Source organism: Dyella sp. NPDC103356 (assembly GCF_055584465.1).
Map to the genome: position 1 here is coordinate 137,483 of NZ_JBVJLZ010000008.1, position 26,197 is coordinate 163,679.

General features: G+C 61.6%; 22 protein-coding genes. 8 read left to right on the top strand and 14 right to left on the bottom strand.

Features of this window, described 5'->3' with window-relative positions:
• The first annotated feature begins 75 nt into the window (after positions 1 to 75).
• Entirely contained in the window at positions 76 to 2,571 is a 2,496-nt protein-coding gene (locus ACZ6WW_RS18280) for a TonB-dependent receptor (protein WP_465275448.1), read from the top strand.
• Positions 2,571 to 3,827: a histidine-type phosphatase gene (locus ACZ6WW_RS18285; protein WP_465275449.1), complete on the top strand. Its 1,257-nt coding sequence runs from the start codon at positions 2,571 to 2,573 to the stop codon at positions 3,825 to 3,827. The genes ACZ6WW_RS18280 and ACZ6WW_RS18285 overlap by 1 nt, the downstream gene beginning before the upstream one ends.
• 2 nt (positions 3,828 to 3,829) lie before the next feature.
• On the opposite strand, the gene ACZ6WW_RS18290 is transcribed toward ACZ6WW_RS18285, so the two are convergent.
• Positions 3,830 to 4,813, bottom strand: coding sequence for a hypothetical protein (locus tag ACZ6WW_RS18290; protein ID WP_465275450.1), 984 nt, complete (start codon positions 4,811 to 4,813; stop codon positions 3,830 to 3,832).
• Positions 4,814 to 5,128: 315 nt separating this feature from the next.
• Here ACZ6WW_RS18290 and ACZ6WW_RS18295 point away from each other — a divergent pair, with 315 nt between their 5' ends.
• Positions 5,129 to 6,523: a serine hydrolase domain-containing protein gene (locus tag ACZ6WW_RS18295; RefSeq protein ID WP_465275451.1), complete on the top strand. Its 1,395-nt coding sequence runs from the start codon at positions 5,129 to 5,131 to the stop codon at positions 6,521 to 6,523.
• Positions 6,524 to 6,537: 14 nt separating this feature from the next.
• On the opposite strand, the gene ACZ6WW_RS18300 is transcribed toward ACZ6WW_RS18295, so the two are convergent.
• Both ACZ6WW_RS18300 and ACZ6WW_RS18305 read right to left on the bottom strand, forming a co-directional pair.
• Positions 6,538 to 8,010, bottom strand: coding sequence for an ABC transporter permease/substrate-binding protein (locus ACZ6WW_RS18300; RefSeq protein ID WP_465275452.1), 1,473 nt, complete (start codon positions 8,008 to 8,010; stop codon positions 6,538 to 6,540).
• Complete coding sequence (locus tag ACZ6WW_RS18305; protein ID WP_465275453.1) at positions 8,007 to 8,774, bottom strand: ATP-binding cassette domain-containing protein; 768 nt, start codon at positions 8,772 to 8,774, stop codon at positions 8,007 to 8,009. Before ACZ6WW_RS18305 ends, ACZ6WW_RS18300 begins: the two co-directional genes overlap by 4 nt.
• A 150-nt stretch (positions 8,775 to 8,924) precedes the next feature.
• On the opposite strand from ACZ6WW_RS18305, the gene ACZ6WW_RS18310 reads away from it, so the two are divergent.
• Positions 8,925 to 9,347, top strand: a complete 423-nt coding sequence (locus tag ACZ6WW_RS18310) for a hypothetical protein (RefSeq protein WP_465275454.1) — start codon at positions 8,925 to 8,927, stop codon at positions 9,345 to 9,347.
• A gap of 29 nt (positions 9,348 to 9,376) precedes the next feature.
• Here ACZ6WW_RS18310 and ACZ6WW_RS18315 read toward each other — a convergent pair whose 3' ends face one another.
• The 4 genes from ACZ6WW_RS18315 to ACZ6WW_RS18330 form a co-directional block, all read right to left on the bottom strand.
• Positions 9,377 to 10,897, bottom strand: a complete 1,521-nt coding sequence (locus ACZ6WW_RS18315) for a glycosyltransferase family 39 protein (RefSeq protein ID WP_465275455.1) — start codon at positions 10,895 to 10,897, stop codon at positions 9,377 to 9,379.
• A gap of 307 nt (positions 10,898 to 11,204) precedes the next feature.
• Complete coding sequence (locus tag ACZ6WW_RS18320) at positions 11,205 to 11,555, bottom strand: carboxymuconolactone decarboxylase family protein (protein ID WP_465275456.1); 351 nt, start codon at positions 11,553 to 11,555, stop codon at positions 11,205 to 11,207.
• Between the two features lie 185 nt (positions 11,556 to 11,740).
• Positions 11,741 to 12,469, bottom strand: coding sequence for a 2OG-Fe dioxygenase family protein (locus ACZ6WW_RS18325; RefSeq protein ID WP_465275457.1), 729 nt, complete (start codon positions 12,467 to 12,469; stop codon positions 11,741 to 11,743).
• Positions 12,469 to 13,356 (bottom strand): LysR family transcriptional regulator, encoded by an 888-nt coding sequence (locus ACZ6WW_RS18330; protein WP_465275458.1) that lies wholly within the window; start codon positions 13,354 to 13,356, stop codon positions 12,469 to 12,471. The genes ACZ6WW_RS18325 and ACZ6WW_RS18330 overlap by 1 nt, the downstream gene beginning before the upstream one ends.
• Positions 13,357 to 13,455: 99 nt before the next feature.
• Here ACZ6WW_RS18330 and ACZ6WW_RS18335 point away from each other — a divergent pair, with 99 nt between their 5' ends.
• The gene (locus ACZ6WW_RS18335; protein WP_465275459.1) at positions 13,456 to 14,289 is read left to right on the top strand and encodes an oxidoreductase; all 834 of its coding nucleotides are present in this window, start codon (positions 13,456 to 13,458) and stop codon (positions 14,287 to 14,289) included.
• Positions 14,290 to 14,299: 10 nt separating this feature from the next.
• Here the strand turns inward: ACZ6WW_RS18335 and ACZ6WW_RS18340 are convergent, their stop codons facing one another.
• The 3 genes from ACZ6WW_RS18340 to ACZ6WW_RS18350 all read right to left on the bottom strand — a co-directional run bounded on the left by ACZ6WW_RS18340 (position 14,300) and on the right by ACZ6WW_RS18350 (position 16,606).
• Positions 14,300 to 14,446 (bottom strand): hypothetical protein, encoded by a 147-nt coding sequence (locus ACZ6WW_RS18340; protein WP_281849690.1) that lies wholly within the window; start codon positions 14,444 to 14,446, stop codon positions 14,300 to 14,302.
• Between the two features lie 474 nt (positions 14,447 to 14,920).
• Positions 14,921 to 15,619 carry a 2OG-Fe(II) oxygenase gene (locus ACZ6WW_RS18345; RefSeq protein ID WP_465275460.1) on the bottom strand — a complete coding sequence of 233 codons (699 nt, stop codon included), beginning with the start codon at positions 15,617 to 15,619 and terminating at the stop codon, positions 14,921 to 14,923.
• A gap of 87 nt (positions 15,620 to 15,706) precedes the next feature.
• Positions 15,707 to 16,606, bottom strand: a complete 900-nt coding sequence (locus ACZ6WW_RS18350) for an SDR family oxidoreductase (RefSeq protein ID WP_465275461.1) — start codon at positions 16,604 to 16,606, stop codon at positions 15,707 to 15,709.
• 76 nt (positions 16,607 to 16,682) lie between these two features.
• Between ACZ6WW_RS18350 and ACZ6WW_RS18355 the strand changes: the two genes are divergently transcribed.
• The 3 genes from ACZ6WW_RS18355 (at position 16,683) to ACZ6WW_RS18365 (ending at position 19,708) form a co-directional block, all read left to right on the top strand.
• Complete coding sequence (locus ACZ6WW_RS18355; protein WP_465275462.1) at positions 16,683 to 17,543, top strand: helix-turn-helix transcriptional regulator; 861 nt, start codon at positions 16,683 to 16,685, stop codon at positions 17,541 to 17,543.
• A 210-nt stretch (positions 17,544 to 17,753) separates the two neighbouring features.
• The gene (locus ACZ6WW_RS18360; protein WP_465275463.1) at positions 17,754 to 18,584 is read left to right on the top strand and encodes a helix-turn-helix domain-containing protein; all 831 of its coding nucleotides are present in this window, start codon (positions 17,754 to 17,756) and stop codon (positions 18,582 to 18,584) included.
• Positions 18,585 to 18,853: 269 nt separating this feature from the next.
• Positions 18,854 to 19,708 carry an alpha/beta fold hydrolase gene (locus ACZ6WW_RS18365; protein WP_465275464.1) on the top strand — a complete coding sequence of 285 codons (855 nt, stop codon included), beginning with the start codon at positions 18,854 to 18,856 and terminating at the stop codon, positions 19,706 to 19,708.
• 66 nt (positions 19,709 to 19,774) lie between these two features.
• On the opposite strand, the gene ACZ6WW_RS18370 is transcribed toward ACZ6WW_RS18365, so the two are convergent.
• The 4 genes from ACZ6WW_RS18370 to ACZ6WW_RS18385 all read right to left on the bottom strand — a co-directional run bounded on the left by ACZ6WW_RS18370 (position 19,775) and on the right by ACZ6WW_RS18385 (position 26,141).
• On the bottom strand, positions 19,775 to 20,308 hold the full coding sequence (locus tag ACZ6WW_RS18370; RefSeq protein ID WP_465275465.1) for a nuclear transport factor 2 family protein: 534 nt from the start codon (positions 20,306 to 20,308) through the stop codon (positions 19,775 to 19,777).
• Between the two features lie 114 nt (positions 20,309 to 20,422).
• Positions 20,423 to 23,572: an efflux RND transporter permease subunit gene (locus ACZ6WW_RS18375; protein WP_465275466.1), complete on the bottom strand. Its 3,150-nt coding sequence runs from the start codon at positions 23,570 to 23,572 to the stop codon at positions 20,423 to 20,425.
• Positions 23,569 to 24,852, bottom strand: coding sequence for an efflux RND transporter periplasmic adaptor subunit (locus ACZ6WW_RS18380; protein ID WP_465275467.1), 1,284 nt, complete (start codon positions 24,850 to 24,852; stop codon positions 23,569 to 23,571). Before ACZ6WW_RS18380 ends, ACZ6WW_RS18375 begins: the two co-directional genes overlap by 4 nt.
• Positions 24,849 to 26,141: a TolC family protein gene (locus ACZ6WW_RS18385; protein WP_465275468.1), complete on the bottom strand. Its 1,293-nt coding sequence runs from the start codon at positions 26,139 to 26,141 to the stop codon at positions 24,849 to 24,851. The genes ACZ6WW_RS18380 and ACZ6WW_RS18385 overlap by 4 nt, the downstream gene beginning before the upstream one ends.
• Positions 26,142 to 26,197 lie beyond the last annotated feature (56 nt).

The following is a 26,197-nucleotide window of genomic DNA, read 5'->3' on the forward strand; positions in this document are numbered from 1 at the left end:
TCGCCGGGCACTCGTAGATGGGGTAACGGGCAAAACCTGCCTGCCGATTCCTATCCCATCACAGGTTCGTTCTCCATGCGTAAATCGCTTTTTCTGCATATCGCCCTGGTGCTTGGCACCATGCCGGTGCTCGCGTTCGCCGATAGCAGCGCCGCCACCAGCACGGCGGCCATCGGGGCCATGCCGCTCAATCAGGCGCTGGAGATGTTTGCGCGACAGACCGGCTTGCAGATCGTCTATCGCGCCGAGATTCCCGACAGCCTGCGCTCCAAGGGCGCACCGGCCGGCCTGTCGCCCGAGCAGCAGCTCAAGCGACTGCTGCAGGGTACGGGGCTGGATTATCGAGCCGTTACGCCCAGCACCTACACCATCGTGCCGGTGAGTACGGTGGGAAACGTACCGGCCGGCAATAAGCCGGCCGACAAGCCGCTGCCGAGCATCGACCCGACGGGGGGCATGAAGGACCTGGCACCGGTCAGCGTCAGTGCCAACGCCGTCGATACCCTGGCGCCCAGCGCGGCACCGCTCGATGCGACTCAGCCCACCTCGGTGATCGACGAGCGGTTCATCCGCGACGGCCTGCGTTTCAATGCCAATTTCGACGACATCATCAAGTACGCGCCCAGCGTCACGGTGTCGTCGCCGGAAGGCCCGGGTCTGGGCAAGAACGAAAGCATCAGTCTGCGCGGCTTCCAGGACGGCCAGTTCAATATCACCTTCGACGGCATCCCGTTCGGCGACGCCAGCGATTTGCATCACACGACCTCGGCTTACTTCAATAACCATGTGCTGGGTCAGGCGGAAATCGATCGCGGTCCCGGCGGCGGTTCGACCATCGGTAATGCGACGTTCGGCGGCACGGTGGCCTTGCGTTCGCGCGACCCGAGCGACGAGCCGGGTATTACGCCTTACCTGACCCTTGGCAGTTGGGATACGCGTGCTGGCGGCGTCAATGTCGACGAAGCGATTGGCGCACACACCAAGCTGTTTGCCGATATCTCCAAGGAGGCCAGCGATACCTATCTCAAAGGTACCGACGACCGTCGCGAGCATATTTTCATCAAGACGATCACCCAGCTGGGCGAACAGACCGCGCTGACCTTCGTCACCAGCTACAATCGCGAGCACCAGAACACCGTGCAGGGCGCGACACTGGGCGAGATCGCGCAGTACGGCTGGCGTTATGGCCTGACCGATAATCCCGCGGTGCAGTCGTACCAGGGTTACAACAATGCGGCGTACTACTCCAGCTTTACGTATCTGGGTCTGAGCAGTCGCCTCGGCGACTGGGATATCGACAATAAGGTCTATCTCAATACCTTCGACCACTGGTCGCGCAAGACCAGCGATGCTTCGGACAACAATCCCGCCGACAACGGCGTGACCTTCTACGATGCCAAGGGCAAGAAGGTCGCCACGATAAAGACCGACGTGCCGGGCAAACTCGCCGATTCGGGCTTTCATTCCTTCGGTGACGTATTGCGCCTGGCACACGATCTGGGGCCGGGCACGTTCAGTACCGGTGTCTGGCTGGAGCGCTCGCTCGATGCGCGTTACCAGCTGCCGTTGGACATGAATACCGGACAGTTCACCGGCACCAAGTATGGCCCGCTGCAGAACTACATGCTGGATGATCGCACCGATACGCTGCAGCCGTATGTGCAGTACGACTGGAAGATCACCGACACCACCACCTTGAGCCCGGGCGTGCGCTATTCGGAAGTCACGCGCACGCTGGACGCCACGTTGAACAAGGTCACGCCGCCGGTGCCGTCGGACGCAGAGGCGACTTATCACGCGACACTGCCGTCGCTCAGCCTGCATCAGAAGATCAGCGATTCGTGGAGTGCCTATGCGCAGGCGGCCAAGGGCTTCCTGGCACCGCCGATCGATGTCATCGAAATCAACGGTTCGCACAGCCTGAAGCCGGAGCTGACCACCAACTTCCAATTGGGTACCGCGTACGCCTCGCGCGCTTTGACCTTTGGCGCGGACGTCTACTACATCCGCTTCTCCAACCTGTTGGCCGAGACCACGGTAGCGACAGACAACGGCAACGAGAGCGTCTACGTCAACGGTGGCGGCGCCATCTACAAGGGCGCGGAGTTCGAAGCGACCTATGCCTTGACGCATGCGCTGAGCCTGTACGGTAACGCCAGCTATAACAAGGCGACCTACCGCGATACCGATGTGCAGATCGCCGGCACGCCGAAGGTCACCGCAGCGCTGGGCCTGCTCTATAGCGGCGAACAAGGCTATTACGGTTCGCTGATGAGCAAGTTCGTCGGCAAGCAGTATGGCCTGGACAACACCACCGACAAGGCGGGCGACACGGTGTTTGCCAACAGCCAGCGCCTTGGCGGCTATATGAGCGTCGATGGCGCGATCGGTTATCGCACCGAGCATGGTCCGGCGGGTACCAAGGGCTTTTCGATCAGCGTGGACGTGAACAATATCTTCAACGTGCACAAGCTCACCAGCTACGCCGGCGCGCAGTCGGTCAGCGGCCAGCCGTTGTTCTTCGGTCTGCCGGGCCGTGGTGTGTTTCTCGATCTGTCGGTGAAGCTGTAATGCGTCGGCGATGGTTGTTGTCGCTGCTGGCAATTGCCTGTGCGTTGCCGTTGAGCGTATTCGCCAAAGACGCCGGCACGCTCAAGCTCGAGATCGTATTGATTCGTCATGGCGTGCGTTCGCCGACGAGCGCGCCGGAGGCCTTGGGTAAGTACTCACGCGAGGCATGGCCGGCATGGCCAGTGGAGCCCGGCGTGCTGACCGAGCATGGTGCACAAGGCATGCAGTCGATCGGTCAGTACTATCGCGAACGCTATCGTGCCGATGGCTTGTGGAGCGGCGATTGTGCGCAGGCATCTCGTGTCGTAGTGATCGCCGATAGCACGCCGCGCAATCGCGACAGCGCGACAGCGTTGAACAAAGGGTTGGGCGCGGACTGTGGGCTAAGTTTTTATGCCCGGCCCTCCGGAGAAAACAATCGCCTGTTCCACTATCAGTCCAAGGACAACGACGATGCCGATGATGCGCAGGTCGCCGGCAAGCCGCCGGCAGCGTTGAGCCTGTTGCAGGGCATCCTGCTCGGCTGCAGCGGCGATGACTGCCGCAGGGCGGCTCAGGCCGATGGCAGGAAGCTGTTGCTCGACGACGCGGCTGGCGGTCTGGCCAAGGCGATGAAGACCGCCGGTTCGCTCAGCGAGAACCTGATGCTGGAATATGCGCAAGGCATGCCGCTCGCACAGGTGGCCTGGGGCAAGGGCGATGCGGCGACGATCGGTCGATTGATCGAGTTGCATAACCTGCAGTTCGCGCAAAGCAAGAAGCCGTTGCCGTTGGCGCAGAAGAGTGCATCCAATCTGCTTGCGCATATCGTCGCTTCACTGGATGCCGCCAGCGGAAAGCATGGCGACGTCGAACCCTTGAGCGACGACGGTGCGCGCGTCGTGTTCCTGATCGGCCACGACACCAATCTTGCGCAGATCGGTGGCCTGCTCGGTACGCAATGGCATAGCGCCACCCAGCCGGACGACTATCCACCTGGCGGAGCGCTGGTCTTCGATCTCTTGGAAAAGCAGGGCCGTTACGCCGTGCGCGTCCATGCCTTGTTGCCCATGCTGGGTGCATTGCGCGATGCAGACGTCAGCCATGCGGGCGCTGTAGTCGACATGCCGGTCGCATTCGGCGACTGTCACGCTACGACGCCTTGCCCGATCGATACGTTCCGACGCTGGACGACAAAACGCATCCTGTCGAGCGAAGTCGAGGCGACGATGCCGCAGATGTCGCGCTCGACATCCGCGTCGGGTAAGGGAAGCTAGGGTTACTTGGTGACCGGGGCTGCAGCGACGCAGCCCTGGGCACAGGTAAACCAGGCTTTGGCCTTGGGGTAGTCGATAGTGATGGAAAAGTGGCTCAGCACATTGCCGCCCACCGCTCCCTCGGGTGTCTCGTCCATGATCCGCGCCATCATCTTGTGAAACGCCCTGTTGGGCCGTTCGGTAAACCAGATGGGGCCGACGGTCCAGCCGGCGATCTGCACCTTGGGTACTTCGATCAGGCGCGCACTGAATTGCTCTCCCAGCAGGTCGTCACCGTTTTCGACGACTCGCCAATCCGGGTGCTTCTTGTGCCAGATATCGAACATGCGCGTGGTGATGTAACTGGTCACGCCCATGCCGTCCGCTTCGGTCTCGGTGCCTGCCGCAGCCTTGCCGGCTGCAGTCGGGTGCGCGGTGGCGCCGGTATCGAGCAGCATGTTGATCGGGATACCGTCGACGCGCATCACGATGCGTGGGAAATACTGCGTGACGCCGCCGGTATCGTCTTTCTGGAAACCGAGATTGGCTGGCTTGGCGGTCACGTCATGCCGCCATGCACTGCCTTCGGCACGCAGTAGCTGATGCGGATAGTCGAACGTCCACACCCGGGTGCCGAGATAGCTTGCCCCCAACTGGCCGTCGTATGAAAAGCTCTCTGCATTGACCAGCACCTTGCCCGCGCACGGCCCGAGCGCAGGCGGCAAGGCAGCCTGTTTCTGATAGACCGGCGCCGTCACCGCCTTGACCGCATGCCCATCCAGTTTGCAGCCCGCCGGAACCAGGTGGAGCTTCTGTGCCGTGGCTTCGGTGAACCAGTAGAGATTGGCGGTGCCGCCACCGCCGGTGTCGACAATCAGGCGCAGGGTCTGACCGGAGGCCGTTTGCGGCGTCGCGTAGAAGTGGCCCGCGGCGTACTGGGTGGGTACGGTCTGCGCGGTCGTGGCCGCCCCGGTCAGAGCCATCGCGATGGTCAATACTGCGCTCATACCCTTCCTACGTGTTGGCGTGTGGCAAAACCTGGAGCCGCCAGGTTTTACCGAGCATATGTCAGGACCGGCGAATCGATCGCAGTATCCTACGGTTGCAACCTGGCCGCTCAGACATTTTGCGCAGCGTATCTTCCGATGAGCTGTCGCCGCTAGCCGGCTGCGCGATCCTCGTTTTGCTAAGGCACAGCTTAGCCAGGCTAAAAGTGCCTTCTGTGCCGGTACGCCCTTGCGTAGACTTGCGCCAGGTGCAGTCGAAAGGAGAGGGAGCTTGGACCGTTTTTTCTGTGGTGGGCGTATGTGCGGAGCGTGGGAATGATAGGCGGCATCCTGTTTTTGCTATCGCTTGGAGCCACCGCCGGGACATCCGTCGATGCGGCAACCGCCAAGCACATTCGCGATGACGTGCATGCCGTACTCGATCGAACGCATACGCCAGGAGCAGTCGTGCTGGTTGTCGCCGGTGGCACGACCATTTTTGAAGAAGCATACGGACAGCGTGACATCGGCAACAAACTGCCTGTCGGTATCGATACGCATTTCGAAATCGGCTCGATTACCAAGCAGTTCACCGCAGCCGCGATTCTACAACTGCAGGAAGCGGGCAAGCTCCGTATCGATGACCGATTGTCGGTATACCTGCCTAAGGTCCCGCATGCTGACGAGATTACTCTGAAGCAGATGTTGTCGCATACCAGTGGGCTGCCCGAGTACCTGGATGGGCCGGATATCGAGGTGGCGGCGCGAAAGCCGACCGCTTTCGCGCAGATCATGCAGCGTATCGACGGCAAGCCGCTGGTATTCGCGCCAGGCAGCCAATGGTCCTACAACAATTCCGGCTATCTCTTGCTGGGGCGTGTGATCGAGGCGGTATCTCACGAGACCTATCGTCACTATCTGCAGACGCATATTTTTCAGCCGCTGGCCATGCGCGAGACCTTTACCGTCAGTGACGAAAGCCGCCTGCCGAATATGGCGCTCGGCTATACGATGATCGATGGAAAAATCCAGCCAATTACGCCATGGGACGAGAGCTATGCATCGTCTGCCGGTAGCATCGTATCGACTGTAAGAGATCTTCAAAGGTGGAACGACGCGCTGACGACTGGCAAGGTCATCTCGCTGCAAAGCTATGCGCTGATGAGCACCTCGGTAATCACCGGACAAGGTGATGCCGAGTATGGTTTGGGCCTGTTTGTAGATCACGTGGAGGACCAACCACGAATAGGACATACCGGTGGTTCGGCTGGCTTTACCACGGCGAATGAATATTTCCCCAAGCAGGGGGTGCGGATCATCGCTTTTACCAATTGCCGTGCCAATCCCGAACCAGGTGAAATGCTCACCACAGCAATATTCAATGATCTCTATCCAGACATCGCCGCTGCCGGGCTTCATCCGGCTGCAGGCGAAGATACTGCGGTCAGCGTGCGAGTGCGCGCGCTCTTTATGCAGATTCAAACGGGAAAGGAAGATTCGAACCTGTTGGGAGCCAAACTCGACGCCAAGATGAAAGATGGGTTGGCCAAGCGATTAGCGGATGCCTATGCACCTTACGGCCAACCAACCGTCTTCACCTTCAAGGGACGGCGTGCAACGCCAGGTCGCCGCTGGTTCGATTACGTGATCCAGTTCGGTCCGGGAAGCCTGCTGAAGTTTGGCGTGGGTCTGGACGATGAAGGCAAGATAGCCGGACTGTCTTTTGGATAGGCGACAGTGGCGAACTATTGCCGTGCCTGGATTCTCAAGCCGCGCGGCGTAAGCCAGCGCTCTACGCCCTCAAAAAGCCCCTGCACCAGCAAGGCAAGCACCGCCGAAGGCACCGCGCCTTCCAGGATCAAAGCGACATTGTCGAGGCGGATACCGGTGAGTATCGGTTGGCCGTAACCACCGGCGCCGATAAGCGCGGCCAGTGTGGCGGTACCGACATTGATCACGGCAGCCGTCTTGATGCCGGCCAGAATCGAACGCATCGCCATGGGCAATTCCACATGGCGCAACCTCGCCGCGCTGGACAGGCCCAGCGCCGCGGCCGATTCGCGCAGCTCGTGGGGAATGCCGATCAATCCGGCATGCGTGTTGCGCACGATCGGCAGCAGGCTATAGAGAAAGAGTGCCGCGATCGCCGGCCAGGTACCGATGCCGAACAACGGAATCATGAAGACGAACATCGCCAGCGAAGGGATGGTCTGCAACACGCCGGTGAGCGCGATCACCAATTGCCCCAGGCGTGTCCATCGCGCGGCCAGGATACCCAGTGGAATAGCCAGCAACAGCGCCATGCCGAGCGAAAGAGCCACCAGCTTCACATGCTCGACGGTGCGCTGAAGCAGACGGGTTGCGAGGCCGGCTCGATCGTCGTCGGCACGCACGCCAAGAAAGCGCGCGGCGACATCCGTTTCCTTCGCGCCTTTGAGTTTTACCTCGGCGTTCATCTGCTGCATGGTCTTGACGTCGATGCGCCCGGCAAGCCGGCGCAGGACATCGACAAAGTCGGGTGCGCTTTGCTCCAGCGGCAGACGATAAAGGAACACGGCGTCGTAGCGCGGAAAGTACTGGCGGTCGTCTTCGAGCACGCGCAGGTGGTAGTAAGGAATTTCCGCGTCCGTGCTGTAAAGGTCGATCGCATCGACGGCATGGTCGGCGACGGCACGGTACGACAAGGTGTGGTCGAGGCCGCGCACCTGCGTTTGCGGTAAGGCGTAACTCGCGCGAATGCCCGGCCAACCATCCTGGCGATCCATGAACTCGTTGGAGAATCCGAAGCGCAGCTCGGGGTGTTTTGTCAGGTCGGAGAGACGCGCGATACCGAGTTTGGCGGCCGTAGTTTCCAGCATGCCGACGGCATAGGTATCGCTGAAGCCCAGTGAATCGGTGATACCGATGCCCAGCGGTTTGAGCTTTTCGCGCAGCGTGGCGATATCCGCATTCGGCGCCACGTTTTTCAACAGCTCCTGGGTCAGCGTGCCGGTGTATTCGGGGTACGCGTCGATATCGCCGTGCTGCAACGCGCTCCACAAGATGCGCGTGCCACCGAGCTCGCGCTGATGCGTGGTATCCACGCCGGCTTGCTGCGCGTCCAGTCGCGCCACTTCGCCAAGCACCACCGATTCGGTGAATTGCTTGGAGCCGATACGCACCGGCGTTGCCCAGGCCAGGGCCGGCAGCAGCGCAAGCAGGATCAACAGACGCTTCATGTCGACGACTCGGGCAGGCGGCGTTGGGCCGCAACGAAGCGTCGTACGAAATCGTTCGCCGGACGTTGGCGCAGATCGTCCAACCGGCCGTCCTGCACGACCTTGCCTTCGCTGATCAGCACCAGTCGTTGTGCAAACCACGCGGCCTCGGCCAGGTCGTGCGTGACGACGATCACCGTCTTGCCGAGCTGGTCGAAGATGCGTTTGAGTTCATCCTGCAGTTCGTGACGAACGATCGGATCGAGCGCACCCAGGGGCTCATCGAGCAGCAAGGCATCGGGGTTGAGCATCAAGCCACGCATCAAGGCAACGCGTTGCCGTTGGCCACCGGAGAGTTCGGCCGGGTAGCGGTCTAATACGTCAGGCGGGAGATCGGTCAATACGGCGAGTTCTTCCGCGCGTTCGCGCACACGCTTCATGTCCCAGCCGAGATAACGCGGTTGCAGCGCGAGATTGCCCAGGCCGGTGAGATGCGGAAACAGGCCGCCATCCTGGATCACGTAGCCGACACGCTGGCGCAATTGCAGCACGTGCGTCCGTTCGAGCACGCGGCCATCGGTCTTGATGGTGCCGTGATCGGGCCAATCCAGGCCCAGCAGCAGGCGCAGTACGGTTGACTTGCCGGAGCCGCTGCTGCCGATCAATGCCGTCGTGCTGCCATGGGTAAAGGCCAGGTCGACATCGTCGAGCGCGACGATATCGCCGTAGCGCTTGCTCACATGCTCCAGCGCAAATGCGAGCTGCGTCGCATCAGCCGCGGACAACGCTACCTCCCGCTACATGTGAAGACGCGGTGAGGAGGAGGGCGGGTGGCTGGCGGGGAGCGTTGAGCATACAGCGTGAACTCTACCGTAAGCATTTATCAGCGACCACTCGCTATGATCGCCGTTACAGGATCACAACGAAGCGCCCGGATGCCACGGATCAAGACCATCGAGGAAAACGTTGCGCTTCCACTGGCGCTGGGCCCTTCGGCCGAGCGCGATATCCCGCTGCCGATGGGCGTGGTTTTTCATATCGTCCACAGCAAGTTGTGGCACCTGATCGGCTGGTCGGACGAGGCATCGAACAGCTGCGGCTTGTGGCACAAGGGCATGGCTGTCGTGCTCCCGCGCGACAGGCTGATCGATCTCTCCATCGATCTGATGCATCCGGCAAAAGGCAAAGGTTGGGTCGCGCTCGATGCACGGCTGAGCGGCCAGACGGCACCGATCACGTTATTGCAGAGCGAGGCTTTCGATCCCAAGGCACTCATCTGGCTGCAACAGCACGAGGCGAAGCTTGTCGATGTTTTCGGGCAGGCGATCGTCATCAACGACCACGGTTCGGACTGTTAGCCAACGAAGCCGGCGGTCGGACGCAGCTATCAATCCGCTGCAGCGGGTGCCTGGAACATCAGGATCGTGATCTCCTTGCCTTGAGGAATCTGCGCTGCAGGCGTGCCGAGTGCGGCCAGCGTGTTCTTGAACGTATCCACGTCTTCGCGTTCGCCCATCGCCGATCGTCCATTGACTGCCCATACCCGGCTGCCTTGCTTCCAGCGTGCCAGGGCGACGTCCAGGTCCTGGGTGACCAGTGCCTTGCCGTCGATCGGTTGCTGGTTCTTCGGTTGCAGCACCGAGAGCATGGTCGGAGCGTTCGGGTCCGAGGTCAGCACGGTATCGCCGGGGCGCACATTCGCGGCCAGCGTCGCGGCGGCGACATCCCAGCGCGGCTTGGTCTCGATCCGATACACCGGCGCCAGATTGATCGAACCGACCAGGAGCAGGATCGTCACCAGCATGGGCATAGCGCGTCGGGGCAAGGCTGCAGCCCCCAGGCCGGCCAACACGAAGAAAGGGGCCGCACTCCACAGGATATAGCGCGGCAGCAGCATCGATTTGAAGAGCGACACCGCCAGCAACAACAACGGCAAGGTGAGAAAGCCGAGCAACAGTACGCGGCCATCGAGGCGTCCACGCACGCGATAAACGCCAATGACTCCGAGCAAGGCGACCAGCGGGCCGAGCAAGGGTACAGCGGTGGGCATCAAGCCGAACTGCACCACGGTGGCCATGCGCATCAGGTAGACGCTCTTGGCGGCGATCCAGATGTTTCGCCAGCTGAGCTGCGGAATCCAGTTGAAGTTCTGCAGCATGTGGCTGCCGTTGGCCAACACGATCGCGCCGTAGAACGGTACACAGCAGACCAGCACGACGGCCTGGCTGATGATCCAGTTGCGCTGAAATCCGCGGCGCGCTTCAGTGTCCTGTCGCAAGTGATACCAGACCAGCCATAGCGACAGGTTCGAAGCCAGCAGCCAGGGCGCGGCGTCGCCCAACACATCCAGTGCGCCGATCGTGCCCAGCAGATAACAGGCCCAGCCCCATATGTCGAAACCGCGTTGCCGGACTCCCAGCGAAGCGCGTTGAGCATCCTGGGCAAGGCGCACCAGGCCCCACAGCGCGGTGGTGATCAATAGTGTCACCAGCGTGTAGGAGCGGGCCTCCTGCCCGTACTGCACCTGCAACGGCGAGAACGCCATCAGCAGCCCGGCGATGAGCCCGGCGTTCCGGCCGCCGACGCGTCGAGCGATCGCGAACACCATCCCGATCGACATCGCGCCCAGCAGCGCCGAGGGAATGCGCAGCAACGCAGCGCCCGGGGCATAGGGCACCAGCAGCTGCAGCAGCAGGAAATAGCTCGGCATGTGCCGGTTGGCGAAACTGTCGTTGACCAGGTCGGGCAGATCCAGATGAATGCGCTGGAAGGTCAGCGCCTCATCCAGCCAGAACGGTTGATGGCCGATATGGATCAAGCGCAGCAATAGGCCGATACCGACCACTGCCAGCATCCAGACGAGATCGCCCGATAGCCAGGATTCGCCGGTCTTTTCGGCAGGCGGCAAGGTGCCTGCATTTGAGTTGTCATCGCGAAGCGCCGGGGGAAGCGCCTGGAGCCGCGAAAATGACAGCGTCTGTTTTACCGACATAACTGCCCAGCGTTTTATTCTGGCGGGGGTGCCAGCTCAAACGCATATGACACGGTTCGGTTGTCGATAGCATCAGCCGGAGGCGATTTGGCGGCCAAGCCGGTTAACTGCCGTTGGCTTTCGTCTGTTTTTGCGTAGCGTACGGTGACGTTTTTACGACAGGCTGGTGCAAGGGCGCCGCATAATGGCCGCGCCCGCTATACACGCCCGTATCGATCAAGCGTCAGCCGCCTTTGGCTGCACTGTGCTGGCTCACCGCATCCATGACGCGCGCGGAATACACCAGGGCTGCGCCGGCATTCATCGCGATCGCCACGCCCAGTGCTTCGGAAATCTCTTCGCGCGTGGCGCCGTGCTTGAGCGCTTCGCCGGTATGCACGGTGATGCAGCCGTCACAACGTGTGGTGACGGCCACTGCCAGTGAAATCAGCTCGCGCGTCTTGGCATCCAGATGCCCGGTCTTTTCACCGGCGCTGGAAAGCTCCTGGTAACCCTTGAGCGTTCCAGGCGTCAGCTTGCCCAGTTCGCCGATGCGGCCTACCAGCTCTTTGCGATATTCCATCCAATCCATCATGAGTCGTGTCTCCGGCGGGTTGATGGCCGGCACGGGAGCCGGCCGAATTGCGAGTATTGCGCCGCGATCGAGGTGCTACAAGCCATGCCGAAACATCCGCGATGGCGAACTGCAAGCACACGACTATGCGCGCGATACCCAGCGCAGGCGATACGACTTTGGCGGTAGGCCATCTCGCACCTGGGTTATTTCGCGCGGAATGTAACCACGAGTACATCGCGGTGCGATGCTTTCTTCGGATCGATCGGATTCACCGGCGTTACGCCGTGAAATACACGTGGGTCGTGAATCAGCGCCGAGTCCAGTGCATGCGTCAAGGTGAACTCGCCCAGCGGTTTGCCATCGGGAGCATGGATGCTGGTCGAGCCGCTGGCGATATTTTCGCGGTCGACCAGCAGCACCAGGACAAAATCCACGCCATCGCGATGACTGCCCTCAGGCGTGGGCTCGCCCGCGGCATCGGCGCTCGCTTCGATACGGAACTGATGCAGCTCCACGTGCCAATGCAGCTGTTCCGGTGCCAATGCACCGAAGAAGCGGTGGCAGAACGCAAGGATGGTATGCAGGCTTTGACTGGCTGCGGTGGCCGGTTCGACCGGTTCGAACCAGCGCTGGATATTGCCTTGCAGCGTGTTGTACTGCAGCGACTGGAAATGCGCCTGATGGGGTTCGGCCTTTACGCCGTTGGCGTCGGCGGAAAAGGTGGCATGTCGCCGACGTCGGCTGCGGCCGGTCGCCGCGATATAGGGATCGGGCTCGAGTCGATTCCAGCTATCGGCGAATGCGCTCCAGTCCGCCAGACCGCCCGCCGCTTCAAGCAAGGGGCGCATTGTGTCCGAGGTGGCAAAACAGAAACCTTCTCGTTGCACGGGTTCGAGCAACGAGGAAACGACGGGGGGATGGGTGTGCGACATCAGCCTATTATACGTCGTACCGATGCCACGAAATGATCGACGACCCGCGTGTTGCCAGCCGCTGGCGTGGCCAGGGCGAGCCTGATCACGGGCGCGCCCTTCTGGATAGCGAGATAACGCACGCCGCGCACCTGGACGCGCGCCATGGATTTGGGCACCAGCGATACCCCCATGCCGGCAGCGACCAGGTTGATCGCGGAGGAAAATTGCGGTGCTACCTGCCCAAACGATGGTTCAAAGCCGGCCTGCCAGCACGCGGCGATGATTTCGTCATGCAGGCTGGGGCCCGCATCGCGCGGAAACAGCACCATACGCTCGCCCGCCAGTGCACCGAGCGCGATCGTTTTTGCCTTGGCCAATGCGTGTCCTTCCGGCACGACCACGCTCATGTTTTCCGCGCCGAGCGACAGGATCGACACATGCTCCGGATCATGTCGCCCCAGTCGTATGAAGGCGACATCGAGCCGATCGTCCCGAAGTTGCTCCAATAGAGTCGACGTACCCGCCTCAACGAGCGAGGTTTCGATATCGGCATAGGTGCGCGTAAACCATCGTATCGATCGGGGTACGGCATCGAGATAGGCCGCCGATGCGGTAAAGCCGATCCGGATGCTGCCCAGCTCGCCGCGCCCGGCCCGGCGCGCCGCTTCGGCGGCATGGTCGGCGCGCAGGAGTATGGCGCGTGCTTCAGGCAAAAAGGCCTTGCCCGCCTCCGTCAGCTCCGCCCCCACCGGCGTGCGTCGAAACAGTGGCGTGCCCAACTCGTCTTCAAGGCTACGGATCTGCTGGCTCAGCGGCGGTTGGCCGATACCGACGCGCGCAGCGGCACGCGTGAAATTCAGCTCCTCGGCAACGGCGAGGAAATAGCGCAGGTGACGCAATTCCATGGCTAGTGGTTAAACCAATCGATTTGGAATATTCCATATATTGGACCGATGGACTGCGGCGCGCCACACTTTTACACCCCCCAATCGAAACGGTGCAGCATGGCAAAGACACTTTTCATTACCGGCGTGAGCTCGGGCTTCGGCCGCGCCTTTGCGCTGGCGGCGTTAGCCGCCGGACATCGGGTGATCGGCACGGTTCGCCATAGCGATGCGGCAGCTGACTTTTCCGCGTTGGCCGAAGGCGCTCATGCTTTCGTGCTGGACGTTACCGACAACGCCGCGATTCCGGAGGTTGTCGCCAAGGCCGAACAACTGGCGGGGCCGATCGATGTGCTGGTCAACAATGCCGGTTACGGCCACGAAGGCATACTCGAAGAATCGCCGCTGGACGAGATGCGTCGTCAGTTCGAAGTCAATGTGTTTGCCGCGGTCGCCATGATCAAAGCGGTGCTCCCGGGCATGCGCGAGCGCCGCCGCGGCCATATCGTCAACATCACTTCGATGGGCGGCTTTATCACCATGCCCGGTATCGCCTATTACTGCGGCAGCAAATTTGCCCTGGAAGGGATTTCCGAAGTGCTAGCCAAGGAAGTGGCGCCGTTCGACGTGAAGGTCACGGCGGTTGCGCCCGGCTCTTTCCGTACAGACTGGGCCGGGCGTTCGATGGTGCGGGCGGAACGCAGCATTGGCGACTACGACGCGTTGTTCAATCCGATCCGCGATGCTCGCGTTGCGAAAAGTGGCAGGCAACTGGGCGATCCGGCGCGTGCAGCGCAGGCGTTATTGTCGTTGATCGAGATGGAGCATCCGCCGATGCATCTGCTATTGGGCTCCGATGCAGTGGGCCTGGTAAAGCAGAAGCTGGATGACATGCGCATCGATATCGATCGTTTCGAAGCGCTCTCGCAGTCGACGGACAGCCCGATTGCCTGAATCCCCCCGCTTAACCTGCCGCGGTCGCGACCGGTGCGTGCTGGGTAGCGATGGTCGGTGCCGTTGCATGCGAGGCGATCATGGCGCCGAGCGTCAATGCGCAGACCAGCAGGGAGGCGGCGAAAAGGCTCTTCAGCATCAGGGTTTCGAAGTTCATGGTCGTTCTCCACAGGGTTAGGAATGAAGTCTTCGAGGGATAGATGGCAAATGGCGTGCCAGGGTTTAAAGGCATCGACAAATCGCGTTGCCAAGCCATTCTTGCTCGCAGGCGCCGGTGTAAGTTTGGTGTCCGCGGACGCTGTGGCTCGTGTCCGGACAGTTCGAGCACGATTCAAGAAACCCAAATACCTGATCTTTGCAGGAACGATTCCAGGGAGCCACGAAAAACCTTCCTACTCGTCATTCCGGCGCAGGCCGGAACCCAGTGGCTTTGTGATCGGTTGTCGCGAGAGCGTGCAAACGTCAGCTCTATGGCGAGAGCTGAAAACGAATGCCACTGGGTCCCGGCCTGCGCCGGGATGACGAGAATCAAAGCTGAGGTAGCTGGGTTTACCTTCAGCTTCGGTAGCTGTGCGTCGAGGTAGGCACCTATCGCGGCTGAAGTCGCTCCCACAGTTCAGGGGCCTCGATATCACCTGGCATCATGAAAAATAATGCCAACCGTATGCCGATACCCCGACCGAACCCGGCTCACCCCGTGGCGCATGTTCACGCGATACACGCCCTTGGTCCCACGCACAGGCCGATGATGCACGGCAAAGATCACCGCATCGCCCTGCACAAGCGGCACTACTTCCGCACGCGACTGCATGCGCGGCCGTTGTTCGGTAAGCACAAACTCCCCGCCGGTAAAGTCGTCCCCCGGTCGCGACAACAGAATCGCCATCTGGAGTGGGAAGACGTGTTCCCCATAAAGATCCTGATGCAGGCAGTTGTAATCGCCGGGCTCATAACGGAGTAACAACGGGGTCGGTCGCGTTTGACCCGCGGTATGGCATTGCTTGAGATAGTCGGCATGGCTCGTCGGATAGGTCACGGCCGTACCCATGGCTGCCTGCCATCGATTGGCGATCACCGCCAGATCCGGATACAGCGTGGTTCGAAGCGTCTCCAGCGGTGCTGGTAACGGATAGGCAAAGTACTTGTATTCGCCACGTCCGAAGCCATGACGACCCATCACGACCTTGCTGCGGAAAAGCATATCGTCGGCATAGCCATCGATAAGCGTATGGCAGGTTTCCGGCGATAGCAGGTGTTTGATCGTGGCAGCGCCGTAACGATCGAGATCGGACTCGACACGTGTCCAGTCGATGCCGTGCGGGTCATTCATGAGGGTGCTATCCATTCATTGCAGTCATGGATAGCACCTTAGGTTCGCCGGCCATCGCGAACACTCCGACTCTTGCTCTAATCGCGGCTAACCGGGTTGCCGAAGATCGGCGATGAGATCGGGCCCGGTGGGATGCCACCCCAGGTGTTCCCGCGTACGTTGACTCGATGCCGGCACATCGGCCGCCACCAGCGGTGCGAGCCAGCCAAAATGCTCTTGAGCCTCTTCAGGAGACTTGGCAACGACCGGCACATTCAGGCGTTGGCCAATGGCTTCGGCAATGCGTCGCAGGGACACGCCTTCCTCGGCCACAGCGTTGTATCGCGCTCCGGCGGAGCCTTTCTCGAGCACCAGCCGATAGAGATTCGCCGTATCAAGCCGGTGTGCCGCCGGCCAGCGATTGAGGCCGTCGCTGATGTACGCGGAGACGCCTTTTTCTCGTGCCACATCGATCATGTAGCTGATGAGACCTTGTTTGACAGGGTCGTGAACCTGCGGAAGACGTACGACCAGAACGCGCACGCCCCGCGCCTGCATCGCAGCCGCCGCCTCTTCCGAAGCCACGCGGGGAATCGGGGAGTTCGGCGCATCGTCCTCCGTGGTGGCGCGACCGGGCGTTCTAGCCACTCCCGTGCCGGAGGTGACGATCAGCGGACGGTCGGAGCCAGCGAGCACGGCGCCAAGGGTTTCGATAACTTGCCGGTCGAGCTCGCAGTTCTCGGCCCATTTCGAGAAGTCGTGGATGAAAGCGGTATGGATCACCGCATCCGACGCTTCCGCACCGCTGCGTAAGCTATCGAGGTCTTCCAGCGATCCGCGATGGACATGCGCACCTGCCGCAACCAGAGCCGCCGCGGCGGCATCCGAGCGAGCTAGGCCGAGTACTTCGTGTCCCGCGGCAATCAATTCATCGACGATGGCCGAGCCGATAAATCCGCTCGCACCGGTAACAAAAACGCGCATGGTGAAACCCTCTGCATTGGACATGAGACCACTCTCGGCGCATCATCTATCGGGGTAAAGTAGTGGCGTTATACGGGTATAACCACTAACAGGACGCGTCATGCCGGTGTTGAACGACAACCTGCTCGGAACCTATCTGAAGGATCGCCGCAAGAAACTCGATCCGGCGGCCCTGGGCTTTCCGCTAACGCGCAGGCGCACACCGGGATTGCGTCGCGAAGAGGTGGCGCAGCGCGCCAACGTGAGCATCACCTGGTACACGTGGCTCGAACAGGGCCGTGGCGGTGCGCCTTCGGCCAATGTGCTCGACCGCATCGCGCAAGCCTTGATGCTGACGGATGTCGAGCGCGAGCATATCTTTCTGCTGGCGCTGGGCCGCCCGCCGGAAGTGCGCTATCACGCGGTCGGCGGAGTGACGCCACGACTTCAGCACGTACTGGACGCGCTCGAATACAGCCCGGCCCTGATCAAGACGTTCACATGGGACGTCGTCGCATGGAACCGCGCCGCCACAGCCGTGCTGGGCAACTATGCGGAGTTGGTGCCGGAGCAACGCAACATACTGCGCATGATCTTTTGCGATCCCCGTGTTCGCGCCAAGCAGGCCGATTGGGAAAGCGTGGCACGGTTTGCGGTGGGAGCGTTTCGCGCGGATGCGGCGCGAGCAGGGGCATCCAGGGAAGTGGAAGCGCTTATTGATGAACTAAGTCGAATGAGCCCTGAGTTCGAAGCGATATGGCGTGACAACGACGTTCGTGCGCATGGCGAAGGCACCAAGCATCTGAAGCACCCGCAGGTGGGGCTTCTCGCGCTGGAATACTCGTCCTTTGCCATCGATGGCCGGCCCGATCTCAGCATGATCGTCTACCATCCGGCAACGTCGGCGGATGTGGATCGGATCAAGACGCTGATGACATTGCAGGCGGAAGCTAACCCCGTAAAAAATCGACTGCCTTCCTGAGTTTGTAGGAGCGACTTCAGGGAATCTCAAATAACCTCGGTTTTCATCGTCGCCCCGGCGCACGCCGGGGCATAGCGTCTTTAATACGTTGAAGCGTAAGACACTGGATCCAGGCGCTTGCTTTTGATTAATGCCTCACTGGGCGATACTCGGCACCTGACGTGAATTCAGGCCCGCCGAGGGCGGCGCAAGGTCACGTAGAGAGGCCAGATGTCCGATCTCACTGTCCATCCCTTGCTCGAAACGCCGTCCGTGACGGTGAGGGATGTTTATTGCAGTGGAGCGTGCCGTCACAAGAGCGACGAGGAGTGCACCACCGGGACCTACCTGGTGTTTCCCTATCGCGGTACTTACCTGCGGCATGTGGGTGCGTCCCAGGCGGTTGCCGAATCCAACCAGGTTCTTTTGTTCAATGCCGGGCAGGGTTACCAGATCAGCCACCCGGTGCTGGGAGGAGACGCGAGCTTGACGCTTGCACTGGATGAGGCATTGCTGCGGGAGCTGGCGCCCAGGACGCTGACCTGGGACAAGAACGCCTTCACGTTTCGGCAGCAGCAGTTGGGTATCGACCCGCGAGCCCAGGCCCTGGTGGCGTTGTTGCGCCACAGTCTGCGTGAGGGCGTCGCTGAGCGACTGGAGGCGGAGAGCCTTTCGTTGACGCTCGCACAGCGCGCGCTCGGCTCGCGCACGACACATACGGCCGGCGCGAATGCGGGTCGCCAGCGGCTGGCCGACCGTACCAAGTTGATCCTGGCCAGTGATCTTTCCAGGCGATGGACACTGGCCGACATAGCGGCCGAGGTCGGCGTCTCACCCGTATACCTGACCCAGGTATTTCAGCAGGTGGAAGGTGTGCCGCTGTACCGCTATCAACTGCGCCTTCGTCTGGCCCGCTCGCTGGACTTGCTGGGCCAGTACGACGATCTCAGCCAGTTGAGCCTCGAACTCGGCTTCAGCAGCCACAGCCACTTCAGCGCGTCGTTCCTGAAGACCTACGGCCGAACCCCGACCGAATTCCGGCAGGCGGCGCTCCGCCGCTAGGCCCATGGCCTCAAGTCGCTAAAGATTCTGACAGCGTCAGGCACAGGCCGCCTGACTAAATAGCCCTACCCGGATGTCGGGGCTATCGAGGCTAAGGCCATGAGTGGAAATACATGTGCGGCATGTGATTACGAACTGGGCGAGAATGCGATCTCCGTCACCCTGGGCGGAAAGACGGTCGAAGTCTGTTGCGAGGAATGCGCGACCAAGCTGAAAGAATCTTTCAGCGCCGCCGCTTCACCGAGGATCGGCTGACCATGGACGGAAATATGACCACACCCGCCAAGCGGACCATCCAGACGTCGTCGGGACTCATCAGCTACCGGGAACAAGGTGCCGGAGCCGTGGCGCTATTCGTGCACGGCGTGCTGTTGAACGGCCAACTCTGGCGCCATCAGTTGCAAGATCTCTCGGACTGTCGGCGGTGTATCGCCCCCGACTTGCTGGCTCACGGCGATACCCGCGCGGAGCCAGGGCAGGGCGTTTCGTTCAACGACAACGTCGAGATGCTCAAGCAATTCCTCGATGCATTGGGCATCGAAAAGGTGGACCTGGTTGCCAACGACAGCGGCGGCGGCATTGCACAGATATTCGCGGCACGTTATCCGCACTATCTGCGCAGCCTCACCTTGACCAATGGCGATACGCACGACAACTGGCCGCCCGAGGCATTCAAGCCATTCGTCGCCATGGTCGCAGCCGGCGGCTTGCGTGGAGCGATCGAGGCCATGCTCGCCGACAAGGCGAATTATCGCGCTCCCGAGGCACTGGGGCTGGCTTACGAACACCCGCAAGCGTTGCCTGATGAGGTGATCGAAGGCTATCTACGACCCTTCCTGGATAACGCACAGCGGCTCGCCGAACTGGAACGTTTCGTCGGTGCTTTCGATAACCGTCAAACCGTTGCCATCGAAGCAAAGTTGCGTGAGCTGAACGTGCCTACGTTGATTGCGTGGGGGACCGATGACATCTATTTCGATGTCAAATGGTCCCACTGGCTGGCCGAGACCATTCCGGGCACGACGCGCCGCGTCGAGCTGAAAGGTGCGCGCATCTTTTTTCCGGAAGAGCGCTGGATGGAATTCAACGTGGAGTTACGCCGGCATTGGCAGGTCAGCGCCTGAATCCGTGGCACGCTGTTGATAACCGCGTGCACGGTGATGTTGTAACGGGACGGTCGCGACACCCGGTTACTTGCCGGGTGCCGCATCGGACGGGCGCAGCGAATAGGCCGAATAGAACTCGCTCGCGATCTTCCAGGTGCCGCCCACCTTGATCAGCTGCAGTGTTTTCCAGCCATAGCTGCCGCGCTGTGTGCCAGTAAGCAAGGTGACAAAGTCGAGCGAGACGGCAGCTAGCTCGCCATCCTGCTCGATGCGTACGTTGTAAAAGCGCTGCGTAAGGTGCTGGTGGCTGCGAAAAACTGCGTCGCGAAAATCCTGGTATTGCCTTGTATCGGGCGGTGACTGAGAAGCGCCTCGCCGTACCAGTCCATCGGTAGAAAAGAACGGAATCTGTTCGTTGAGAAGAATGCTCGCAAATGCCGCCTCGTCGCTGGTGCTGACCGCGCGCGTGTAAGTCGCAAGCAGGTCCTTGATGGCCCGTTGGTCCTCCGCGGATACTTCATGTTTCGCCGCGCCAGGAGGGATATCGAGCGCCATCGCGGGAGATAGCACCAAGGGCAGCATGGCGATCATCGACAGTATCGTGAGCTTTCGGGACATGTGGCTTCTCGGTGATGCATGGCATGAAGGCAGTTACTGTAGCTTTGGCCAACGATCACCACTATCCAATCTTTCGGGATCGACGATCCAGAAAAACCAGACAGTGGGCATGCCTCAGCCGGCTGTCGAATCTTGCTTGCGTAAACGGCGACGTACCATGAGCTGGAACGCCGCAGGTAAAACGAGCATGGATAGCAGGGGAGCAGTAAGCATGCCTCCTACCATGGGCGCCGCGATACGCTGCATGACTTCCGAGCCCGCCCCATGTCCGAGCAGGATCGGAAACAGGCCGGCGAGGATGACGGCGACCGTCATGGCCTTCGGCCGTACCCGCTGCACGGCGCCTTCGCGTATCGCGTCATCGAGTGCATCCACGCCCGCGCGTGGATCGCGACTTAACCGTTGCTCCCATGCGTGGCGTAAATACAACAGCATCACCACGCCAAACTCCGCGGCGACACCGCCCAGCGCGATAAATCCGATCACGGATGCGACGGACACGGCATGGCCGAGCAGCCAGATCATCCAAAGTCCACCCACCAGGGCGAGCGGCACACTGGCCATGATCAGGATGGCGTCGCCGGCCCGGCGGAAAACGAGGTAGATCAGGGCGAAGATGATGGCCAGCGCTACCGGAACGACATAGTGCAGTCTTTCCATGGCGCGCGTCAGGTATTCGAACTGGCCCGACCAGGCGATGGTCACGCCGGGGGGCAACTGCACTTGCTGCGCGACAGTCTTCTGGAGGTCAGCGACCACGCGGCCCAGATCGCTGCTTGGCGTATCGATATAGACGTAGGTCGCAAGCTGGCCGTCCTCACTCTTCAGCATCGGTGCGCCCGCGCTCAGCGTGATATCCGCGACCTGACTCAACGCGATCTGTGCGCCGTTGGCCGCGACGATCGGCAATGCGCCTAGTGCCGCGACCGAATCGCGCTGCTCTCGCGGATACCGCACCACGATGGGATAGCGTTCGCGCCCGGCGACAACCTCACCAATGGGATCGCCGCCCACGACGGTGGCGATGAGCTGTTGAATCTGCTGTTGGCTCAGTCCATAGCGCATGGCGTCATCGCGCCGTATGCGAACATCCACGTATCGACCGCTGGCGCCGCGTTCGGCAATGGCCGAACGGACACCCGGAACGTTGCGGGCCATGGCTTCTATCCGATCGGCAACGGTTTGCAGCGTTGCCGAATCCGTGCCGAGTACCTTGACGCCGATCGGGCTCTTTATGCCGGTGGCAAGCATGTCGATACGGTTGCGGATCGGCGGCACGAAGAGGTTGGTCAGGCCCGGGACATGCACCGCCCGGTCCAGTTCGGCCTTGAGCTTGTCCATGGTCATGCCTGGCCGCCATTGGCTTTGCGGTTTGAAGGTGATGGTGGTTTCGAACATCTCCGTCGGCGCCGGATCTGTCGCCGTCTCCGCGCGACCGGCCTTGCCGAAGACATGATCGACTTCCGGCACGGTCTTGATCATGCGGTCGGTCAGTTGCAGCAACTGCGATGCCTTGCCGACCGACAACCCCGGCAGCGCGGTGGGCATGTACAGCAAGGTCCCCTCGTCCATCGGTGGCATGAACTCGCTGCCCAGTCGTTCCGCCGGTAGCACGGCGCTCAGCAAGAGAGCGCAGGCAAGTATCAACGTGGTTTTCGGAAAGCGCAGCACTGCGTCCAGTATCGGGCGATACAGCGCGATCAGGACGCGGTTGATCGGGTTGTCGCGCTCGGCGCGAATGCGGCCGCGTATCAGCCAACCCATCAGTACAGGCACAAGCGTCACGGCAAAGATGGCCGCCGCGGCCATGGCATAGGTCTTGGTGAAAGCCAGCGGCTTGAACAGTTTGCCTTCCTGTCCCTCCAGCGCAAACACGGGAATGAACGAGAGCGCGATGATCAGCAAACTGACGAAGAGCGCCGGACCGACCTCGGCCGCGGCGTCGGCCATCACGCGCCAACGTTCGCTCCCACCAGGTTCCTGTCCATCGTGCGCCTCGCGCCAATGCTCCAGATGCTTGTGTGCGTTCTCGATCATGACCACGGCGGCATCGACCATCGCGCCAATGGCGATGGCGATGCCACCCAGCGACATGAGATTGGCCGATACGCCTTGCAGTCGCATCACCAGGAACGCCGCCAGCACACCCAGCGGAAGCGTGATCACTGCAACTAGCGCGGAACGCAGATGACCGAGAAAAAGCACGCACACCAGTGCAACAACGGCAAATTCTTCCAGCAGCTTGCCGCGCAGATTCTCCACCGCTGCATCGATCAAGCCGGAGCGGTCGTACGTCGGCACGATCTCCACGCCAGCAGGAAGGCTACGCTTGAGTTCCGCCAGACGCTGCTTGACCGCGGTAATCGCTGCCTTCGCATTTTTGCCGGAGCGCAGTACGACGACGCCACCGGCGACTTCGCCCTGGCCGTCTAGTTCGGCCACGCCGCGGCGAAAGCTGGGGCCGCTGCGCACGGTGGCTACGTCGCGCACGAGCACCGGAATGCCTGCAGCATTGGCGAGGATCGGTACCTGCTCGAAGTCCTGTGCGGTACTCAGATAGCCCTGGCTGCGTACCATGAGTTCGGCTTCGCCTTGCTCCAGTACCGATCCGCCATTGGCACCGTTGGCGCTACGCACAGCGTCGACCAGCTGCTGCACAGTGACGCCATGGGCCGCGAGCGCCTGCGGATCGGGAACGATCTGCCAGCTGCGCTCCATGCCGCCCAGGCTTGCCACTTCGGCCACATCGGGCACGGTCTTGAGTTGATAACGAAGGAACCAGTCCTGCAGGGCACGCAGCTGGCCCAGGTCATGATGGCCACTGCGGTCGATCAGCGCGTACTCGTAGATCCAGCCGAGTCCTGTGGCATCGGGTCCAAGGGCAGGGCTGACACCGGGCGGAAGGCGGTCACGAACCTGGCTGAGGTATTCCAGCACGCGCGAGCGCGCCCAGTACAAGTCCGTACTGTCGTCGAACAGCACGTAGACATACGAGTCGCCGAAGAACGAATACCCACGCACGACTTTGGCGCCGGGCACCGAGAGCATGGTGGTGGCCAACGGATAGGTCACCTGATCTTCGACCACCTGCGCCGATTGCCCAGCCCAACTGGTGCGAATGATCACCTGCGTATCCGACAGGTCCGGCAATGCATCGATCGGCGTATGCAGGGCGGCGAACACGCCGGCCAGTGTCAGGGCCAACGCCGCGATCAGGACCAGAAAGCGATGCGCGATGGCGAGACGAATCAGACCACCGATCATGGCATACGCTCCGACGGGGTGTCGTTCATCGGCATCGGCGCCGTGGTGCTTGTAGCTGGCGTCGATGAACTGGGCATGTGGTTCAGACGATCCAGCGCGCCCGACAGGCTCGCTTCCGAATCGATCAGGAACTGGCCGGAGGTGACGACGCGTTCACCCTCACGCAGCCCCTCGGTAACCTGTGTGTAGCCTCCTGCGGAGCGTCCGGTATGAATCGCTACGGGACGGAAGTGACCGTCGTCTTCCCGCACGATGACGCGTATCTGGTCGCCGGTAGTAATCAAGGCTTCGTCGGGTATGACAGGGACAGCGTCGCCTTGCGCCGGATTCAACGTGACATGCGCGAACATGCCCGGACTGAGCGCGCCATCGGCGTTGTTCACGACGATGCGCGCGCGCTGGGCGCGTGTGGTGTTATCGATATCGGGCAGAAGTGTTTCCACGTTGCCCTGAAAGATCTGCCCAGGCCGGGCATCGACACGGATCGATACCGGGCTGCCGGCCTGGACCGCAGCCATCGCAGCCTGTGGCAGCGAGGCTTCCACCCATACCTTGTCCAGGCCATTGATCGTCATCAGCGTCTGTCCGGCGCTGACACGTTGTCCCTCGCGCACTTCAATCGTGGTGACGACACCCTTTTGCGGCGCATGCAGCGTCACCGCGCCGTTGCGGCCCACCGAGCGCAGGTCGCCGGGTTCGAGGCCGAGCACGCGAAGGCGTTCGAACGCAGCGCCGTGCAAGGCTTGCGCATCGGCTGATCGGGCCTGGCCGAGCGCGGTATATTCGGCGACTGCGCTGCTCCACGCTGGAGCTGTCAGCTCCGCCAGCGCAGCACCCGCGGGCACCGACGTATATGGAGCGCGCACGATCAGTCGGGTGATCACGCCATCCGCGCGTGCACTGACGACGCCCGCTTCGTTGAGATCCCAGCTCACCGTGCCGGGCGCACGAATGGCTTCCGTCAGCACGCGCCTGGTCACGCGTGTCGTGCGCAGACCGAGGTTCTGAACCGTGCCTGGGTCGATCCGTACACCGCTCGATTCGCCTTCGGCGCCGGCGTACTTGGGGATCATCGTCATGCCCATCGACGACAAGCCAGGCTGATCGTGATGCTCGGCCGGAATCATCGGGTCATACCAGTACAGCACGCGCTGGTCGGTGGCACCCATCTGCGTACTGGGGACATCCGTATGGCGTTGTTGCTTGCCGAGCAAATAGCCCGAGCCGATCAGGGCAGCGACGGACAACGGTGCAAGGCTCCACAAAAAGACGCGTTTCATGGTGTGCTTCCTTCGGGCATGAGGTAGGCCAGGACGGCCCAGGCGCGGCCGTAGTCGGCCTGCATGCGCAGGTAGTCCAGGTGGTGGGCGAGTTCGTCGCGTCGGGCTTCCAGCAGTGGCTGCAAATCCGCGCCGCCGCGATAGGCGGCCAGCGCAAGCGCGGCGCGGTCGTGCGCAAGCGGAAGCAATTGCTCGCGATGGCGGCGCACCTGTTGGCCCAATGCCTCCCATTGCGACCAGGCCGATTGCACGGTGGCGATCTGTTGACGGCGGGCGTCTTCATGTTGCGCTTGCACGGCATCCACCTCGGCAGCTCTTGCGGAGATGCCACGGTCCTGGCGATTGCGCGTGAACAGCGGCAGGCTCACGCCGACCTGCACGGTCAGCATGTCGGACAGCCCGCGTGTACGCGCGCCATAGCTCGCGCCCAGGCTCCATTCGGGATGCTTGGCGGCCTGTGCTTCGGCCAAGGCGGCCTGGGCAGCTTGTTCGCGCGCCGGCCAACCCAGCAGTTCGCCTTGATCGTCGATGTGATCGAGCAGGGTGTGTCGATCATGAGGGACATGATCGAAGTCAGGCGCATCGGCAACTACACTTTCCGTTGCTGTGCCTAGCCAGCGTGCAAGTTGTGCGCGTGCCTGTGCTTCGCGTGCCTGAGCGTCGTCCAGGCGATTGTCCAGGTCCAGCGCCTGCGCACGAATCGCCAGCACATCGCCTGCGCTGCCCATGCCGCCGCGCAACCGCGCTTGCGCGGCGGCCAGATCCAGTGCCCATTCGTCGCGTAATTGACGGAGCATGACCTGTTCGGCGGCAGCGCCCCAGACGCTGATCCAGGCCTGCGCTGTTTGCTGCCGTATCGCCAGATCGGTGACTTGAACGGATGATGCGGCGACATCGGCAGTGGCATCGGCCCATGCACGCTCGGCGCGACGCTTGCTGCGCGACGGCAATACCTGGCTGAACCCAATGCTGCGCATCGTCATGCTGTCGCCGCCGGCGGTGTATGCGCCGGGACCCTGGGTCGCCAGGTTGTCGATACCGACGGTCAACTGTGGGTCCGGGAGCGCGCCGGCCCGTGCGGCTTCTTCACGCGCCGAGGTCCATTGATCGCGACGCGCTTGCAGCAGTGGTGCCTCGGCAACGGCCTGGCGAACCGCGGCATCGAGCGTCAATGTCTGGCCTGCGACCGAGACGGGCAGGGCGGATAAAACAAGCAACCCGGCGACGGCCGAAAGCCATCGCCCATAACGTGCGCGTCGCACGTGGGCTTGGTAGGAACGGGAATTCATGTGCACTCCGAACGCAAATCGATACGAGCCGTGCCCATGGCACGACCGGCGTGAGA

Coding starts and splice junctions, on each gene's coding strand:
- ACZ6WW_RS18290 (WP_465275450.1), bottom strand. CDS start 4,813: ATGAGCGCAGTATTGACCATCGCGATGGCTCTGACCGGGGCGGCCACG.
- ACZ6WW_RS18345 (WP_465275460.1), bottom strand. CDS start 15,619: ATGAATGACCCGCACGGCATCGACTGGACACGTGTCGAGTCCGATCTC.
- ACZ6WW_RS18330 (WP_465275458.1), bottom strand. CDS start 13,356: ATGGAATTGCGTCACCTGCGCTATTTCCTCGCCGTTGCCGAGGAGCTG.
- ACZ6WW_RS18370 (WP_465275465.1), bottom strand. CDS start 20,308: ATGTCCCGAAAGCTCACGATACTGTCGATGATCGCCATGCTGCCCTTG.
- ACZ6WW_RS18310 (WP_465275454.1), top strand. CDS start 8,925: ATGCCACGGATCAAGACCATCGAGGAAAACGTTGCGCTTCCACTGGCG.
- ACZ6WW_RS18375 (WP_465275466.1), bottom strand. CDS start 23,572: ATGATCGGTGGTCTGATTCGTCTCGCCATCGCGCATCGCTTTCTGGTC.
- ACZ6WW_RS18355 (WP_465275462.1), top strand. CDS start 16,683: ATGCCGGTGTTGAACGACAACCTGCTCGGAACCTATCTGAAGGATCGC.
- ACZ6WW_RS18295 (WP_465275451.1), top strand. CDS start 5,129: ATGATAGGCGGCATCCTGTTTTTGCTATCGCTTGGAGCCACCGCCGGG.
- ACZ6WW_RS18340 (WP_281849690.1), bottom strand. CDS start 14,446: ATGAACTTCGAAACCCTGATGCTGAAGAGCCTTTTCGCCGCCTCCCTG.
- ACZ6WW_RS18360 (WP_465275463.1), top strand. CDS start 17,754: ATGTCCGATCTCACTGTCCATCCCTTGCTCGAAACGCCGTCCGTGACG.
- ACZ6WW_RS18285 (WP_465275449.1), top strand. CDS start 2,571: ATGCGTCGGCGATGGTTGTTGTCGCTGCTGGCAATTGCCTGTGCGTTG.
- ACZ6WW_RS18380 (WP_465275467.1), bottom strand. CDS start 24,852: ATGAAACGCGTCTTTTTGTGGAGCCTTGCACCGTTGTCCGTCGCTGCC.
- ACZ6WW_RS18335 (WP_465275459.1), top strand. CDS start 13,456: ATGGCAAAGACACTTTTCATTACCGGCGTGAGCTCGGGCTTCGGCCGC.
- ACZ6WW_RS18385 (WP_465275468.1), bottom strand. CDS start 26,141: ATGAATTCCCGTTCCTACCAAGCCCACGTGCGACGCGCACGTTATGGG.
- ACZ6WW_RS18320 (WP_465275456.1), bottom strand. CDS start 11,555: ATGATGGATTGGATGGAATATCGCAAAGAGCTGGTAGGCCGCATCGGC.
- ACZ6WW_RS18280 (WP_465275448.1), top strand. CDS start 76: ATGCGTAAATCGCTTTTTCTGCATATCGCCCTGGTGCTTGGCACCATG.
- ACZ6WW_RS18350 (WP_465275461.1), bottom strand. CDS start 16,606: ATGTCCAATGCAGAGGGTTTCACCATGCGCGTTTTTGTTACCGGTGCG.
- ACZ6WW_RS18365 (WP_465275464.1), top strand. CDS start 18,854: ATGACCACACCCGCCAAGCGGACCATCCAGACGTCGTCGGGACTCATC.
- ACZ6WW_RS18300 (WP_465275452.1), bottom strand. CDS start 8,010: ATGAAGCGTCTGTTGATCCTGCTTGCGCTGCTGCCGGCCCTGGCCTGG.
- ACZ6WW_RS18325 (WP_465275457.1), bottom strand. CDS start 12,469: ATGTCGCACACCCATCCCCCCGTCGTTTCCTCGTTGCTCGAACCCGTG.